The 15,939-nt window shown below is 33.4% G+C and carries 15 protein-coding genes; 3 read left to right on the top strand and 12 right to left on the bottom strand.

The window, feature by feature from the left end; genetic code table 11:
* Positions 1-131: 131 nt before the first annotated feature.
* The 10 genes from rfbD to RGF10_RS03265 all read right to left on the bottom strand — a co-directional run bounded on the left by rfbD (position 132) and on the right by RGF10_RS03265 (position 7,877).
* Positions 132-974 carry a dTDP-4-dehydrorhamnose reductase gene (gene rfbD, locus RGF10_RS03310; RefSeq protein ID WP_318507270.1) on the bottom strand — a complete coding sequence of 281 codons (843 nt, stop codon included), beginning with the start codon at positions 972-974 and terminating at the stop codon, positions 132-134.
* Positions 974-1,996, bottom strand: a complete 1,023-nt coding sequence (gene rfbB, locus RGF10_RS03305) for a dTDP-glucose 4,6-dehydratase (RefSeq protein WP_318507268.1) — start codon at positions 1,994-1,996, stop codon at positions 974-976. The genes rfbD and rfbB overlap by 1 nt, the downstream gene beginning before the upstream one ends.
* Positions 1,997-2,009: 13 nt before the next feature.
* Complete coding sequence (rfbC, locus tag RGF10_RS03300; RefSeq protein ID WP_318507266.1) at positions 2,010-2,570, bottom strand: dTDP-4-dehydrorhamnose 3,5-epimerase; 561 nt, start codon at positions 2,568-2,570, stop codon at positions 2,010-2,012.
* Between the two features lie 10 nt (positions 2,571-2,580).
* On the bottom strand, positions 2,581-3,456 hold the full coding sequence (gene rfbA, locus RGF10_RS03295; protein WP_318507263.1) for a glucose-1-phosphate thymidylyltransferase RfbA: 876 nt from the start codon (positions 3,454-3,456) through the stop codon (positions 2,581-2,583).
* Between the two features lie 132 nt (positions 3,457-3,588).
* Entirely contained in the window at positions 3,589-4,305 is a 717-nt protein-coding gene (locus tag RGF10_RS03290) for a glycosyltransferase family 2 protein (protein WP_318507261.1), read from the bottom strand.
* 15 nt (positions 4,306-4,320) lie between these two features.
* On the bottom strand, positions 4,321-5,151 hold the full coding sequence (locus RGF10_RS03285; RefSeq protein ID WP_318507259.1) for a glycosyltransferase: 831 nt from the start codon (positions 5,149-5,151) through the stop codon (positions 4,321-4,323).
* Positions 5,148-5,711 carry a hypothetical protein gene (locus RGF10_RS03280; RefSeq protein ID WP_318507256.1) on the bottom strand — a complete coding sequence of 188 codons (564 nt, stop codon included), beginning with the start codon at positions 5,709-5,711 and terminating at the stop codon, positions 5,148-5,150. The genes RGF10_RS03285 and RGF10_RS03280 overlap by 4 nt, the downstream gene beginning before the upstream one ends.
* Positions 5,704-6,357, bottom strand: a complete 654-nt coding sequence (locus RGF10_RS03275) for a hypothetical protein (protein ID WP_318507254.1) — start codon at positions 6,355-6,357, stop codon at positions 5,704-5,706. The genes RGF10_RS03280 and RGF10_RS03275 overlap by 8 nt, the downstream gene beginning before the upstream one ends.
* Positions 6,358-6,432: 75 nt before the next feature.
* On the bottom strand, positions 6,433-7,050 hold the full coding sequence (locus RGF10_RS03270; protein ID WP_318507251.1) for a YveK family protein: 618 nt from the start codon (positions 7,048-7,050) through the stop codon (positions 6,433-6,435).
* A 41-nt stretch (positions 7,051-7,091) separates the two neighbouring features.
* Entirely contained in the window at positions 7,092-7,877 is a 786-nt protein-coding gene (locus RGF10_RS03265) for a glycosyltransferase (RefSeq protein WP_318507248.1), read from the bottom strand.
* A 316-nt stretch (positions 7,878-8,193) separates the two neighbouring features.
* On the opposite strand from RGF10_RS03265, the gene RGF10_RS03260 reads away from it, so the two are divergent.
* Positions 8,194-9,180, top strand: coding sequence for an LCP family glycopolymer transferase (locus RGF10_RS03260; RefSeq protein WP_318507246.1), 987 nt, complete (start codon positions 8,194-8,196; stop codon positions 9,178-9,180).
* Between the two features lie 53 nt (positions 9,181-9,233).
* On the opposite strand, the gene RGF10_RS03255 is transcribed toward RGF10_RS03260, so the two are convergent.
* Positions 9,234-10,307, bottom strand: coding sequence for a glycosyltransferase family protein (locus RGF10_RS03255; protein ID WP_318507244.1), 1,074 nt, complete (start codon positions 10,305-10,307; stop codon positions 9,234-9,236).
* A gap of 342 nt (positions 10,308-10,649) precedes the next feature.
* On the opposite strand from RGF10_RS03255, the gene RGF10_RS03250 reads away from it, so the two are divergent.
* A complete protein-coding gene (locus tag RGF10_RS03250; protein ID WP_318507242.1) occupies positions 10,650-12,080 on the top strand; it encodes an oligosaccharide flippase family protein in 1,431 nt (476 codons plus the stop codon).
* Between the two features lie 68 nt (positions 12,081-12,148).
* Positions 12,149-13,051: a glycosyltransferase family 2 protein gene (locus RGF10_RS03245; RefSeq protein WP_318507240.1), complete on the top strand. Its 903-nt coding sequence runs from the start codon at positions 12,149-12,151 to the stop codon at positions 13,049-13,051.
* 142 nt (positions 13,052-13,193) lie between these two features.
* Here the strand turns inward: RGF10_RS03245 and RGF10_RS03240 are convergent, their stop codons facing one another.
* On the bottom strand, positions 13,194-15,773 hold the full coding sequence (locus tag RGF10_RS03240) for an N-acetylmuramoyl-L-alanine amidase (RefSeq protein WP_318507238.1): 2,580 nt from the start codon (positions 15,771-15,773) through the stop codon (positions 13,194-13,196).
* Positions 15,774-15,939: the final 166 nt, after the last annotated feature.

The following is a 15,939-nucleotide window of genomic DNA, read 5'->3' as shown; positions in this document are numbered from 1 at the left end:
ATTAATTAGACGGAACTTTGTGAAAAAGAATACATAAGTAACTTATTTTTGATTTATGTCAAAAAAAGAACTCTTTTATTATAAAAGGGGTATAGAGAATGCCACAACAGCGTTCTCTATACCCCATATTATTAATTTAGTTCAGTTAAATATGCAGCTAATGCTTCTTTCCAATCACGTAAAGGTGTAAAGCCTTGTTCTGCAATTTTCTTCTTGCTTAAAACCGAATAGCTTGGGCGTGCTGCAGGACGTGGGAATTGATCTGAAGTTAATGGATTAACCTTTACATCCATTCCAGCCTGCTTGAAAATTTCTACTGCAAACTCATACCAAGAGCATACACCCTCGTTTGTAGCGTGGTAAATTCCGTACTTCTCTGATTGAACTAATTCAATCATAAATGCAGCTAAATCCACTGTGTAGGTTGGTGAACCGATTTGATCGTGAACCACACCGACTTCACCGCGCTCTTCACCAAGACGAAGCATCGTCTTCACGAAGTTATGACCGTTAATGCCATACACCCATGCTGTACGGACAATGAAGTAGTTGTCTAAGTATTGCTTAACAAATTCTTCACCAGCAAGCTTTGTTTCCCCATAAACGCCTAGCGGATCTGTTGCTTGGTCTGGCTCATATGGTTCAGAAGCAGAACCATTGAAGACGTAATCTGTACTAACATAGACCATTTTTGCGCCAACCTTGCTTGCTGCTTGTGCAAGATATTTTGGTCCTAAAGCATTAACTGCATAGGCAGCATCCTTTTGCTCTTCCGCAGCATCGACATTTGTAAATGCAGCGCAATGAAGAATTGCATCTGGCTTTACTTCTTCGATGTAGGCTAACACCGCTGACTCATCTGTAATATCCAGTTCTTCTCGATCGATACCAATGACTTCATGATTTGCTCCAGACAATTGTTTCACTAAATCATAGCCTAATTGTCCTTTAACACCTGTAATTACAAATTTCATTACTCTACCTCTAATCTGTCACCATATTGGGATTTAAAATAATCCTGGTACTCACCTGAAATGATGTTTTCCCACCAATCTTTATTGTCTAAATACCATTGGATGGTTTGCTTAATACCTGTTTCAAATGTATATTTTGGTGTCCAGCCAAGCTCGGTGCGAAGCTTTGTTGCATCAATCGCATAGCGACGATCATGTCCTGGGCGGTCTTTTACATATTTAATAAGTGATTCTGGCTTGTCTAATGCCTTTAGAATCGTTTTAACGATTTCAATATTCGTACGCTCGTTGTTTCCTCCTACATTGTAAACCTCTCCATCGCGACCATTATGTAATACAAGGTCAATTGCTTGGCAATGGTCTTCTACATGAAGCCAGTCACGAACGTTTAAGCCATCTCCATATACAGGAAGCTCTTTGTCGTTTAATGCATTAATAATCATTAACGGAATTAGCTTTTCAGGGAAATGGAATGGTCCATAGTTATTGGAACAACGAGTGATATTAACAGGTAAACCAAATGTTTCATTATAAGCACGAACCAATAGGTCAGCCCCTGCTTTACTTGCACTGTATGGGCTGTTTGCAGCAAGTGGTGTTTCTTCTGTAAAGTAACCTGTTTCACCTAGCGTACCATATACTTCATCTGTTGAAACCTGTAAGTATTTTTTCACACCTAGTGTTTTTGCAGCATCTAGAAGTGCTAATGTACCTTGAATATTTGTTTGCACAAAGATTCCTGGGTCTGTAATACTTCTGTCAACGTGTGACTCAGCAGCAAAGTTCAATACATAATCAAACTTTTCTTCCTGAAATAAGCCATTAATAAAGTCACAATCAGCGATATCGCCACGAACAAATTTATAATTTGGCGCATTTTCGATATCCTTTAGGTTTTCAAGATTTCCTGCATAAGTTAGTAAATCAAGATTTACGATATTATAATTTGGATATTTTTTGACCATATAACGAACAAAATTGCTGCCGATAAAACCGGCACCGCCTGTAATTAATAATTTCATCTATAGTTGCCTCCTATTCCTCAAACACAAAATTAAGATGGGTTGCTTCTGCTAATACTGGATGCTTTGTATCCTTTTCGGAAAGGATAGGATTTGTTGTCGGCCAATCGATTGCAAGCGCTGGATCGTTCCATAGAATTCCGCCATCGTGCTCAGGAGAATAATACTCGTCCACTTTATAAGCAACTGTAGTATCAGGGACCAATGTACAAAATCCGTGTGCAAAGCCTTTTGGCACAAGTAATTGACGCTTATTGTGCTCGCTTAAAATAACGCCAACCCATTCGCCGTATGTAGGTGAACCCTTTCGAATATCAACCGCCACATCATAAATAGCACCTGTTACGCAACGAACAACTTTTGTTTGTGCTTTCGGATTCAATTGAAAATGTAAACCGCGTAATGTTCCTACGGGAGCAGATAGCGATTGATTGTCCTGAATAAAATCAAAATGCAAGCCTAAATGATCGAAAACTTCTTTATTATAGCTTTCCATAAAATAACCGCGATGATCTCCAAACACCTTAGGTTCTAGTATTTTCACACCAGAAAGTTTTGTTTCAATGACATTCATTTGTTTACCCTCATTTCATTACTTGACTTGCTACTTTTACTAAATACTGACCGTATTGATTTTTCATTAATGGCTCAGCAAGTTCTAATAACTTATCTTTTGTAATATAGCCCATTTTATATGCAATTTCTTCTAAACAAGCAATTTTTAATGATTGACGCTTTTCAACAGTTTCAATAAATTGTGAAGCTTCTAGAAGAGACGCATGAGTCCCAGTGTCCAACCAAGCATAACCGCGGCCAAGTAATTCAACATTTAGCTCGCCCATCTCTAAATAAGCTTTATTAATATCGGTAATTTCTAGTTCTCCACGTGGAGAAGGCTTGATATTCTTTGCAATGTCAACCACACGATTATCATAAAAATAAAGACCGGTTACAGCATAATTTGATTTTGGTTCAGCAGGCTTTTCCTCAATTGATACCGCTTTACCGTTTGCATCAAACTCAACAACCCCAAAGCGTTCCGGATCGTTTACATAATATCCAAATACAGATGCACCCGTTTCACGAGCTGCCGCTTTTCTTAATAAATCAGTTAATCCATGACCGTAGAAAATATTATCGCCAAGAACTAGGGCAACATTGTCATTGCCAATAAACTCATCGCCAATAATAAAGGCTTGAGCCAGTCCACCTGGATGTGGTTGAATTTTATAGGAAAAGTTCATCCCTAAATCAGAGCCATCCCCTAGAATTTGTTCAAAACGAGGGGTATCCTCTGGAGTAGAAATGATTAAAATATCTTTAATTCCAGCTAGCATTAATACGGATAGTGGGTAATAAATCATCGGTTTATCGTAAACAGGCAGCAGTTGTTTGGAAACGACTTTCGTTAATGGATACAGACGTGTTCCACTACCACCTGCAAGAATAATTCCTTTCATAAAAAAACAACTCCTCAGAATTTTGTCTTATCTACAAAATAATACAATTATCGCCATTCATCCTCATTTATTATAAAGAACCAGTAAAAAAAAGACAAACAAGCCTTGACTTTTGTAACACAAACGTAAGAATCAAGGTTTGCTCTTTTTAAATTGAAGAATTGCAGTCAGCGTTCCTAGCCGTCCTTTCATTTGTTCGGAAATGGATCGTTTTCGCATTCCTGTTACATTCCCACCATGACGGACATACTTCATTAATGGCTTATCTATGTAAACAATTTTCTTTTTTTCAAGCATACAGACGAGTGCAATCCATTGATCATGCATTTCAATACTTTTTGGTAAAGGAAGAAATAGCGGTACTAGATCTTTTTTAAAGGCCATCATCGCACCGGTAAAGGCATTTTTAATCACATTTCCTGCTATGCCCTGTTTGACATTATTACCGTTATACTCATTCCATGACTCGTTCATCATGTTCAAATCTCCATCAACCACAAAGGCATCATGGACAACCAGATCAGCACGTTGTTGTTTGAATGCGTTCATAACCTTGTCAACCTTGTCAGCTTCCCAAATATCATCTTGATCGCAAAGGAAAATGATCTCACCTTTTGCCAGCTTCATCGCTTTTTCAAAGCTTTTGATCGCACCCATGTTTTGTTCATTGACATAAACTTCTACTCGCTTACCATACTTCTCGTTAATTAAGGTAACAGTTGAATCCTTTGAACCATCATCGACTACAATCACCTGATCATCTTTATGTAATTGCTCGATAACCGAATCGAGCTGGCGTACGATGAAGGGACCTCCATTATAGGTTGCTAAACAAACTGTTTTCTTCATTATAAAAAATCCTTTCTACATCGAAACAATCCGACGCAGTGTATACGCTGCTATCTTTTTGTTTTTAACCGTAAGGAATTGTTTTACTAAACGCTTCACTAACTGAGTTCGATAGGCTGGCAGCAATTCCTTTTTATAATGTTTATAAAAATTGATTTCAGAATCTAAAATGCTCTGATAACGTTTAAGCGACACGCGACTGTAATCCATTACCGATAACTCATGCTCCAATTTCGTGTCGAGCACCCAAACTTTACTACCATTATGATAAATTTCATGGAATAGCCAATGGTCAAGATAATCCAATGGGAACTCCGAGTTAAAACCATTGATTTTATCTAAGAAAGATACACGGATGAAAGCACCAGAATTAATTGCCATGACAGGGGTGTTTTGTTCTCCCGTTCCCGGCCTTTCCCCCTGTAGCGGACGCAATCGATCACTGTATACAGGAGAAATCATCTGATTCTCACAATGAATTTGCGGAACGACTGCTGCAATATTTTTATCAAAGGAATCTAGAAGATGTAATTGAGCAAAATAATCTTCGGTCAGCTCGGTATCATGGTCTAATAAAAGCAACCATTCACTTCCTTCTTCCTTAGCCTTTTGAAACGCATAATTATAAGCAGTCACAATTCCTATATTTCTTGGGTCATGTTTATAAAGAATATTTAAGTACTTATATTCTGACGGTATTTCCTGCTTAACTGGACTATTATCATAAATAATGATGGATAAATCTTTATCGATCATATTTTGATTTAGTAAGTTACTTAATGCTTGAAATGTTTTTGAATAATTAACCTTAATGTTATATACCACCATTACGACAGTCGTTTTCATATTGCTTGTCCTTTTGGTATTATTTTTTTTACTGAAAGCAGTGTAAACAAAATTGGATACACTAGCTGGAAACTTAGTCCCGTGAATGAAAACATATTACTAAATGTATTGAATACAAAAATTGAATTCAAAATGGCAACACCGACAATGAAATATTCACTATTTAAACTTTTTAGCAGGAGAATGTAAAACAAAGCAAAAATAAACATGAACAAGGTTAAAAGGGACACACCAACCCATCCTAAAATAACATAGGATTGTGCAAAAGCAGTTGATACATTTAACTCAGGGGTAATTTGTAAACTATTTGGTATTACAATTTCATAAAATGCCACAATTCTCTTGCTAATAAAATCAGGTAAAACTTGTGTTACTGAAAACACAAATGTATCAGAAAGTGAGATATCTTCTTCGTACTCATAATGGTTAATCGTTTCCTGGAGGTTTGCTAAAGGTGACGATATATAGATGTACGGCCAAAAAAATTCTTTTGGAATAGGTGATTCTTTAAATTCTTCAGTAGCTCCCCCTATTTGTAAAAAGAGCGAATTATCAAACATTGACGTTCCAGGTATTATATGAACTATTGACCCTCATATTTCCAACAACACCAAAAAAATACAAACAGATCACTAATACAAAGGATAATCCTACTATTTTCTTTAGTGTTATTTTATTTTGAAATTTTATTAAATAAACGAAGACGCAGCTTATTAAAATAATAACTAACATACCTCTGTTTATTATGAGTAAAGAGGGGACTAAATTCAGGATAAATAGCACAATTGTTTTTATTCTTTTTTCTGTTTTTGATAAAATAACTTGAAATAACGTAATTGAGAAAAAGGAATTAAACGTAACTAAAAAAACATGGAAGGTTGGAATCCCAAATTCATCATAGCTTAATGATGTATTTGTCAAGATTGCCAATAATGGAAAATTACGGTGATAAATAAACTCTATAATGTATCCAAACAAAATTCCATAAGTAATCCAAGCAAAATAATCTCTATAAGGAATATTATGAAAAACGATTATATTATTTTTCATAATATAGCGACCAAGAAGGATTGCTACAAGAATAGACAGCATCAAAAACATCAATAATGATAGGCCTAGGTCTGGATATAAATTAGACCAATTGAATAGGTAGGCCACCAATACTGCGATAAAAGAAAAACTATGTATAAAATAAGGATTTATCACGATAATGATGACCCCTTTCCAATGAATCCAGTCTCAAAATCTATAAGTGAATAAAAAACTTGAATATTCGCCATATTATTTCACATGTTTTTTTCGATTAGATACACTATTTAACCAAAACGCTGCAATGGTACTAATTATTAGACCCAAAATAACCCCCATTGCAATATTCGCATTTGAGCGAGTATGAAGAATTTGCGTTTCTAATCCGTTTTTTGCTTTTTCAACCACAGTTGCACTGTCTATATCTAAATATTGACTCGCTTGTTTGGCAAATGCACCTATTGTAGCATTAGCAATATCTGTTGCTTTATTGGCATCTTCCGATTCAACTGTTACTTTAATAATATTTGAGTTACTTTCAATAACAACTTCAATCATATCCTCTAAATCTTTAGTACTTTCCTTTAAATCCAATTCATTTTTTACATCATCCAATATGGCTCTTGTTTCAATTAATCTTACAGCAGTATTTAAAAATCTCCCTGTTTCATCTCCTTGTGAAATGACAACACCTGTTTCAGCTTGCTTCTTTTGAACAAGAATTAACGCAGATGACTTATAGGTTGGTGCAGGACCTGAAGGAACTAACAATTTCCCAATACCGCCACCAACTAATACACCTAATAAAATGATCCAGATATATTTTTTAAAAACTTTGATTAAATCCTTTATTAACTTTATACCTTCCATAATGAACCTCCGTAAATTCGTAAAGTATTTAGTATTTTATCTTATACCAACTTCCAACCCCATTTATTAAAATATTTAATCATTGATTTGATAAAGATTTTAAATAAATTTGAGTTTTTATGTGCGCCCCTTTCGTAATAATGAACGACATTAGAGAACGGAGTATAGACGATGCGCTTATTTCGTCGTTTTAGTTCTAAGCAAAGATCATAGTCCTCAAAATACATAAAATAGCGATCATCGAAACCGTTTACTTCTTTAAATACCGAACCACGAATCAACATAAAGCACCCAGATCCAATCCGAATATCGATCAAACGATCGCCTGGTAGGTTCCGGCATTCATAAGATGCAAGTCGCTTATCAAATATATTTTTCACGAATTTAAACGGAATAAACCGTAAAGCATAATCAAAAACCGTAACCCGGTCTCGAATTAAATGTTGAGTGGTTCCATCTGGATTCAATACCTTTGGAACAAGGAGAGAAATCGTACGATCATTATCCATATTAGAAATCATCTTTAAAAGATCTTCTCGTTTTAGAATGATATCTGGATTAAATACAAGAAAATAATCTTCAGTTGCCTCCAACAAGTTATAATTATGGCCAAATCCAAATCCGTTGTTTTCTTTATAAAAGGTAATATCAACAAAATCTTCATATTCCTTTAATCTTTTCTGATAATCAGGATTAGAGTTGTTATCAAATATGACAAATCGAAAACGATCATCCCCTCCAAATTCCTTCTTTACATTATCTAAAACAGTAAAAATATGCTGGCTATTATAGGTAACTATACTTATGGCAACTTTTGCATTTCCCACAATTTTCACACACACTTTCATATCTACTTTTTGCTATTTAAATAATTTATTTATAATTACATTCATTAAAGTAATACTAAGTATCATATCCAATACGTTTACTAATGATAAAAATATATTTACAATATCGTTTATAATGGAGTACCCATTTTCTATACAAAAACCTATTATAGCACCAACTTGTCGGATTTTGTATATTGGTTTGTCAAATTTTTAATTATTGTTGCATCTTTTGTTAGTAGGGGCTTATAATTTTTAGTATGATTGTATTTAGATGTCAGTATTTGACTTTATTGTAAAGAAGGGATACTTATTAATGCGAAGTAGAATGGAGAATAAAAAGAAGAAAAAGCTTAACTGGAAACGGATAATTATGATTGCTTCTTCCCTTTTAATTACAGGGTTAGGTATATATCTTTATAATATATACAGTGATGTGGCAAGTGCGGTAAATAATATGAATAAGCCGATTGAGAGGAAAGTTTCAGAAAAGAGAGATGACAAAGTAGAGTTTGTCAAAAAGGATCCAATTTCGATTCTGCTTGTAGGAGTGGATGAAAGGGATGGAGATAATGGTCGAACTGATTCAATGTTAGTGATGACTCTAAACCCTGAAAAAAAATCGACAATACTCATAAGTATTCCTCGGGATACTAGAGCAAAATTAATTGATAGTAAAGATGAAGATAACAATAGATTTGATAAAATGAACCACGCATACGCCTTTGGCGGAATCCAAATGACAATTAATTCGATTGAACATTTTCTAAACATCCCAATCGATTATTACACTGAGGTTAATATGGAAGGTTTTAGAGATATTGTTGATGCTGTAGGTGGAATTAATGTGAATAATCAATATGCATTTGAATTGGACGGAACATATCTTCCCACTGGAAAACAGCACCTTGATGGAGAAGAAGCACTTCAATATTCTCGAATGAGAAAACAAGACCCAAAAGGAGATTTCGGACGACAAGAAAGACAACGTGAAGTAATTTCAAAAGTTATTGATAAGGGACTATCCTTAAAATCATTAACTAATTATGACGATATATTACAAGCACTAGAAAAAAATATCAAAACAAACCTAACTTTAAATGAGATGCTTGGCATTCAGAAGCAATATAAACCTGCAGCTGAAGCGATTGATAGAATAGAAATTGAAGGAACCGGGAAAATTATCAACAATGGCAAAAGCGATATATGGTATTACATTGTTGAAGATGAGACTAGACAGAGTTTGTCAGATCAATTACGAGAACATTTAGGATTAAAAAAAGAAAATATTCCGGTGGACTAAAAAGATAAAACGGGATCAGACATTCTGAATCCCGTTTTATCTTTTTATATGTGTTAGAAAAACTTTTTATTAATAATATCTATCACGACTTCAGAGCGTTTTTCCCAAGAATTTTCTTTAAGAAAATCATATCGTTGAATTCTATCGTACTTTATCTGATTATTTTCCTTTAATTGTCGCAGTAGTTCAAAATACTCTTCACTATTATGATAAAAATAAACAAAGTCATTAAATCGCTCTATTTCAGGATAATAAACAGTAATAATATTCTTATTGAAGTTAATGTATTCATATAATTTAACTGGATCTACAGATAGAATTAATTCATTCACCTTAAACGGCATGATTAAACAACTACAATCCTGAATGGTCTTATATAAATCCTCATGTTTTACAGGACCATGAAAAATTATTTTACTATTTGTTGGCACTTCGCAATCAATTGGTCCATAAAAGTGATACTCAATGTTATCAACGCTCTTCGTGCTCTCTACAATCATGTCGAAATTTACCCATTCCGATATTGTCCCAATATAAGCTATTTTAAATATTTCACTACTGTTATTTTGTTCTATCGGATCAATAATTTTTCCATCATATCCATTTCTCACCAAGGTCGTTTTATCCCTATTACAGCCCCTTTGAACAATCTTATCTCGCAGGTTCTCACTCGAAACAAACACATGATCAGCATCTTTTAACAATTGTATTTCTGATATTTCAAGCTCTTTTTTTATTCTCGGAATATTATTAAAGCCCTGTACATCATCCATACAATCATAAATAACTTTGTAATTTTTTAACTCCTTTTTTGGTAAATAATCATACAAAGCCGGATAGGTAATCCAGATAATTTCTGGTTTCTTTTGTTTAAGGTAAAAGTAAAAAATTATCTTTTGAGATGCAATGCTTAAGATATTAAATATTTTAATGCGTTTTAATGGAAATGTGATGATAGGAAGCTTATTAATATCAGAAGGATTAGAAGTCATAACCTTTCTATTCCTTGAGTATAAATGAAAAACTAAAATATTAAATACTTTACTTAAATTTTCAGCAAGAAAATGTGGTCTTTGTTTTATCCAACTCCAATCCACATGCATTAGGTAAAAAATCTTTTTATTCATGAATAACTCCTTTTATGTATTAAATAATAGGTATAGTCTTACATAGTCACAGACAAATTTCACAATAGATTTAGTATAATATATCCACTATACACATTCAATGTGCGCATTTTTCTATTTAATAAAAATTTAATATGTTTACTACAAAAAAGGATATTTCTGTATCATTCAACATTATTTATTTAGAGCATCCATTTTATTTTTACCGAATACTTGTAGAAATATGTCATAACGTTGTTTATAATAACCTTTAATGTTATTCTTAAATGATTCCATTTTACAAGATAATTGAAAAAATTTTCATATAAATATAAAACTTTTAGAAGGAATTGAATCCATTCTATGGGCAAACTCATATCAAACTATTTATATACGGTCATATATCAATTACTATTAGTCCTTACCCCCTTTATCACGACACCCTATGTTTCAAGGGTATTAAAACCAGAGGGAATAGGAACTGATGCATATGTAATATCTATTGTTCAACTATTTTTAGTTTTTGCTATTTTGAGTATTCCGATGTACGGGAGTAGACAAATTGCAACAAAAATGAATTTGGAAGAAAGATCAAAGGAATTTTGGTCGATTTATTGTATTCAACTATTTATTTCACTGCTTACTCTATTAATTTATGGACTATTCATATTGACAGTTAACGATTATAAGATGTTTTTTTTAATCCACATTTTCACTTTAATTGCTACATCAATTGATATCTCATGGTACTATATTGGTCAGGAGCAAGTTAAAAGTATAACGACTAGAAATATAGTAGTGAGAATAGTCAGCATTACATTAATATTTACTTTCGTCAAAGAAATAGATGATTTACCCATTTATATAATGATTAATGCAATAACCCTTTTCATTGGCCAGTTAATCATGTGGATTCCATTATTAAAAACTATAAAATTCCAAAAAATCACTTTTAAAGATATTAAAGTTCATCTAATGCCAATCATAAGTTTGTTCTTACCACAGATTATGATTCAAATTTATATCCTTGTTAACAAAATTGTATTAGGACGGGTTTCTGGAGAAGTAGAGGTTGGTTACTATAACCAAGCAGACAAAGTAATTCGAATCGCATTAGGGTTTATTACATCATTAGGTACGGTGTTGCTTCCAAGAATGGCAAAAGAATATTCACAAGGCAATATAGATTCAATGAAAAAATACATTGACTATTCCCTTCAATTTGTCTTAATGATTACCTTACCGATGACTCTGGGTTTAATGGGAATTTCTCATAATTTCGTTGCCTGGTTCTTAGGAAGTGAATTTAAATCTGTAATAAACTTACTAATAATAATGAGCCCGGTAATATTTTTTGTTGGTTTAGCCAATATTTTTGGTATCCAGATTTTAGTTTCTACAAATCAGCAAAATAAATATGCTATTTCCATTACGATTGGGGCTATTCTAAGTTTAATAACCAATATACTTTTAGTAGCTCATATGGCAAGCACAGCAACAACCTTAGCACTTTTGATTGCTGAAGGAACTGGTGCAATAATTCAATTGTTCTTTGCAAGAAAATACTTTAATATAAAAAGCTTCATTAAAATGTTCATGAAATATTTTGTATTAAGCATGATGGTTTATTTATCCGCTATCACAGTTGATCGATTATTAAATTTTAGTCCATTGCTAGTTACTTTCGTTCAATTGTTCATTGGGTTTAGCATATATTTCGTTGGATTACTGATTATTAAGGATTCTATTGTCGTAAAGCTAGCAAATATAGTAAAACAAAGAATTATTCGTTAATTAGTTTTTATAGTCTCTATGTTTTTGTTTAGAATTGAATGATTAGCAAGTGAAGGGAGCAAGACATTTTGGATATAAGTACTAAATATTTACCTTCTGTTTATATTGTAATTCTTAATTACAATAATCCAGATGATACAATTGCCTGTGTAGAAGAAGCAGAAAAAATTAATTATGAAAATTTTAAAATTATAATTGTCGATAATTTTTCAAAAGATAATTCTGAAGCTATTTTAAAGCAAAGGTTTCCACAACATACATTCCTTCAAACTGGTGCCAATTTAGGATATGCGGGCGGAAACAATATCGGAATGAAATTCGCAAAAGATCAGAATGCCGATTACATTTGTATTTTAAATAACGATGTCATTACTGATAAAGACTTTTTGAAAATGTTATTGGATTATCTAGAAACAAATCCAAATGTTGGTGTAGTAGGACCTAGAGTTTGTGAGTATGATAAACCTGAGCTTGTTCAATCTACTGGTGCGATGATTAATTTTAATACAGGAAGAGTCAATGTTTTAAATAATCTAGTTCATGAAGATCAAGTAAAAGGAAAAATAATCTCGTGTGATTATGTCGGTGGTGCCTGTTTACTTTTCAAGAGCAATATCCTTAATGAAGTCGGGTATTTCCCTGAGGATTATTTTTTATTCTATGAAGAGACAGAATGGTGTTTAAATATAAAAAAGATGGGTTATGAAGTGATCTGTTACTGTGATGCAAAAGTTATTCATAAAGGTTCTGCTTCGATCAATCAAATTTCGGGGTTATCAGAATACTTTATGTACCGAAACGTTGTCATATTTATGAATCGAAACGCGAAAATGAACCAACTTCTTGTTTTTTATCCCTACCTAATTTTGTATAGTTTATATCGTGGTGTGATTAAAAAGGATGGGTTAAAATTTGCTAAGTATTTTTACCATGGTTTAACTAGTAAAAATAAATACGAAAATAAATTATAAAGTGGAACCTTCACCAACGGGAGTTCTTTCCCGTAAATGGAGGATAAATAAAAAAAGGACTAGTAATCTATTTTGATTTCTAGTCCTTTTGTATTTAAGCTCTTATTACAATCATTTTACCAACACTTATAATAAAAATATATTACAGTTCAAAATAAGAAGTAATTCCGTCAGCGATTGCTAATGCTAATTTATTTTGATAAGCATCTGTAAATAATTTTTGACGGTCGCTTGAATTGTTAATAAAGCCCATCTCGATTAAAGATGCAGGCATTGCTGCTTCACGTACAACAGAAAAAGATTGCCCTTGAGTTCCACGATTCACCGCACCTGTATATCCAATCATTTTTCCTTGCATCAAATTGGTAAGTGTAACACTTTTAGAAATTCTTTCTGGATTATTATGCATTGCACCATTGATTTTTGGGGCGATTCCTTGATCTTGATAATAATATGACTCAATCCCGGAAGCAGATGTTTCTCCTGAAGCTGTAGAATTGGTATGAATACTGACGAAAATATCCGCACCAGTATTATTCGCCATTATAGAACGATTGAGCAATTCTACAGTAGTATTACCATATCGAGACATATAAACGATTAAGCCACGAGCCGATAAGATGGATTGAACTTTTTTCGCAACAGCTAAATTCAAATCCGCTTCATGATAACTCCCAAAAATGGCACCTGGATCTGTTCCACCATGGCCTGGGTCTATAAATACAGTATTTGGTTGTTTAAATGCATTTTTTTCACTGACTGCTTCACCCATACCTTTGGGAACCAACTTAATTTCAATTGCTTCTAAACGCTTTGAATGTCCTTCAGAGCCAGCTTTCATTCCATTTTTTGCCCACCCCAACCAGCCAAATCCTTGAACATGAACACGATAATAAACATCATAGTAATTTGCTATGTTACCAGTTAGGTCTATTTTTACAGCTTCCAATCGCTTGGCTTGCCCAGATGTGCCCGAAACTTGACCATTCGACACATTATTTAGCCATCCATAATCTTGAACATGTGTTGTATAGATAATATCACCGCTATACGGTGTATTCTGTAATTCAATTTTCATTGCTTCTAAGCGTTTAGCTTGCCCTTGAGTTCCAGCCATTGCACCATTTTTCACATATTCTAACCAGCCGTAAGTCTCAACATGAGTAGAATAAGCGACAGAAGGGTCTTTAAAAGACGAACCAGGTGCATCTCCACCTTTTTCGATTAATACAATTTCAATCGCTTCCAATTGTTTTGCTTGTCCTACATTACCAGCTGTTTCACCATTTTTCGACCAGGTTAACCAACCAAACGATTGTTGGTATACACGATAATAAACATCGTACCTATTTGCCATTTCTCCTGTTAAATTCATTTGAATGGACTCAACTCGTTTTTGTTCGCCTGTTTTACCACTTGTTGCTCCATCAGAAACAGCTGCCAACCAACCGTAATCTTGTACATGAGTCTTGTAGGAAATCCCTCCTGTATACGGAGTATTATCTAAGAAAATCTGAATTGCTTCTAAGCGTTTTTCTTGGTCAACAGTTCCACTTAATTCTCCGTCTGATACTGAATCTAACCATCCACTATTTTGAATGTGTGATTTATAAGTTACAGTGGGTTCTAATGTCATAGGATCTTCATTAGGTGGTGGTGTAAGTTCTTTTTCTTTAACCATAATTTGAATAGCTTCTAAACGTTTAGCTTCACCAGTGGTTCCAGATAATTCACCATTTCTTTTCCAATCCATCCAACCATAATCCTGTGCATGCACACGGTAATAGATATCGTAATTTTCAGCCTTTTCACCGGTTAGTTCAATTTTAATCGCTTCTAAGCGTTTGCCTTCACCTGTAGTGCCACTTGCATTACCATCAGAAACATAGTTCAACCAACCATTGCCCTGTACATGAGTAGAGTATTTTACACCCAAACCCTGAACATTATCAATTGATATTTTTATGCTTTCTAAACGTTTGTTTTGACCTTCTGTACCTGATGTCACACCATCAGAAACAGCGTTTTGCCAACCAATGTTTTGTACATGAGTGGAATAATTAATAGAAGGTTTCTCATTTGTCACCTGAGTACTAAGTGTGTTTAACTGGTTTAATTGATCAAATTGAGCTATATTTCCTATAATATCATCGTTAGTTTCCTTTGTATTGCCAAAATCTACAGTTGAATCTAAACCTGGATTTATTGAATCGTATTGTTCTTTCGATATGGCTATTTTTTGATTCTCATCATCAGTAGAAAAGTAAGTTAAGCCATGATTTTCAATCATAGTTCCGTTTTCATCAATTGTTTTTACTTCTTCAACGGAAGTCCCATTTTCGTTTGTTACCACTACTGTGCTTTGATCCTTTAACTCAAGAGGCTTTACTTCTTCAACATTAAATGAATCAGACATAGATACTCTAAAATAAATACGCTCTTTTTCGTTTACTGTAAATTCGATTAATTCATTAGTAACCTCAATCATGAATTTTTCTTCTTTATTTGAAGAATCAGTATGAACTTCAAATTTACCATTTACAGTTGATTTCGATTCATCTGCCCAACCAGTGAATATCAATGTTACATCTTCATTATCTACTATTGTTTGTTCTTCACCATTATAATGAATGAGATAATAACTAAAACCTTCTAGATTTCTAGTACTTGCGCTTTCCAATGCGTAAGCAATGCTAAACTTGGAAAGGAATTCAAAACTCATTAATATCATACAAATTAATAGTAAAAATTTCCTTCTCATCATCATATTCCTTATTAATATATTTTAATACATAAAAACCTAAAGGTTAATATTTCCATGCATTAATACTATTATTCTAACATAATAGTAAATTATAAACATTAATAAATTGGTAGAGAGAGTATAT

The sequence above is a fragment of the Bacillus sp. T3 genome (assembly GCF_033449965.1).
Lineage (GTDB): Bacteria > Bacillota > Bacilli > Bacillales > Cytobacillaceae > Bacillus_BU.
This window is presented reverse-complemented; position numbering and strand designations above follow the sequence as displayed.

Coding starts and splice junctions, on each gene's coding strand:
- rfbD (WP_318507270.1), bottom strand. CDS start 974: ATGAAATTTGTAATTACAGGTGTTAAAGGACAATTAGGCTATGATTTA.
- rfbB (WP_318507268.1), bottom strand. CDS start 1,996: ATGAAATTATTAATTACAGGCGGTGCCGGTTTTATCGGCAGCAATTTT.
- rfbC (WP_318507266.1), bottom strand. CDS start 2,570: ATGAATGTCATTGAAACAAAACTTTCTGGTGTGAAAATACTAGAACCT.
- rfbA (WP_318507263.1), bottom strand. CDS start 3,456: ATGAAAGGAATTATTCTTGCAGGTGGTAGTGGAACACGTCTGTATCCA.
- RGF10_RS03290 (WP_318507261.1), bottom strand. CDS start 4,305: ATGAAGAAAACAGTTTGTTTAGCAACCTATAATGGAGGTCCCTTCATC.
- RGF10_RS03285 (WP_318507259.1), bottom strand. CDS start 5,151: ATGAAAACGACTGTCGTAATGGTGGTATATAACATTAAGGTTAATTAT.
- RGF10_RS03280 (WP_318507256.1), bottom strand. CDS start 5,711: ATGTTTGATAATTCGCTCTTTTTACAAATAGGGGGAGCTACTGAAGAA.
- RGF10_RS03270 (WP_318507251.1), bottom strand. CDS start 7,050: ATGGAAGGTATAAAGTTAATAAAGGATTTAATCAAAGTTTTTAAAAAA.
- RGF10_RS03260 (WP_318507246.1), top strand. CDS start 8,194: ATGCGAAGTAGAATGGAGAATAAAAAGAAGAAAAAGCTTAACTGGAAA.
- RGF10_RS03255 (WP_318507244.1), bottom strand. CDS start 10,307: ATGAATAAAAAGATTTTTTACCTAATGCATGTGGATTGGAGTTGGATA.
- RGF10_RS03250 (WP_318507242.1), top strand. CDS start 10,650: ATGGGCAAACTCATATCAAACTATTTATATACGGTCATATATCAATTA.
- RGF10_RS03240 (WP_318507238.1), bottom strand. CDS start 15,773: ATGAGTTTTGAATTCCTTTCCAAGTTTAGCATTGCTTACGCATTGGAA.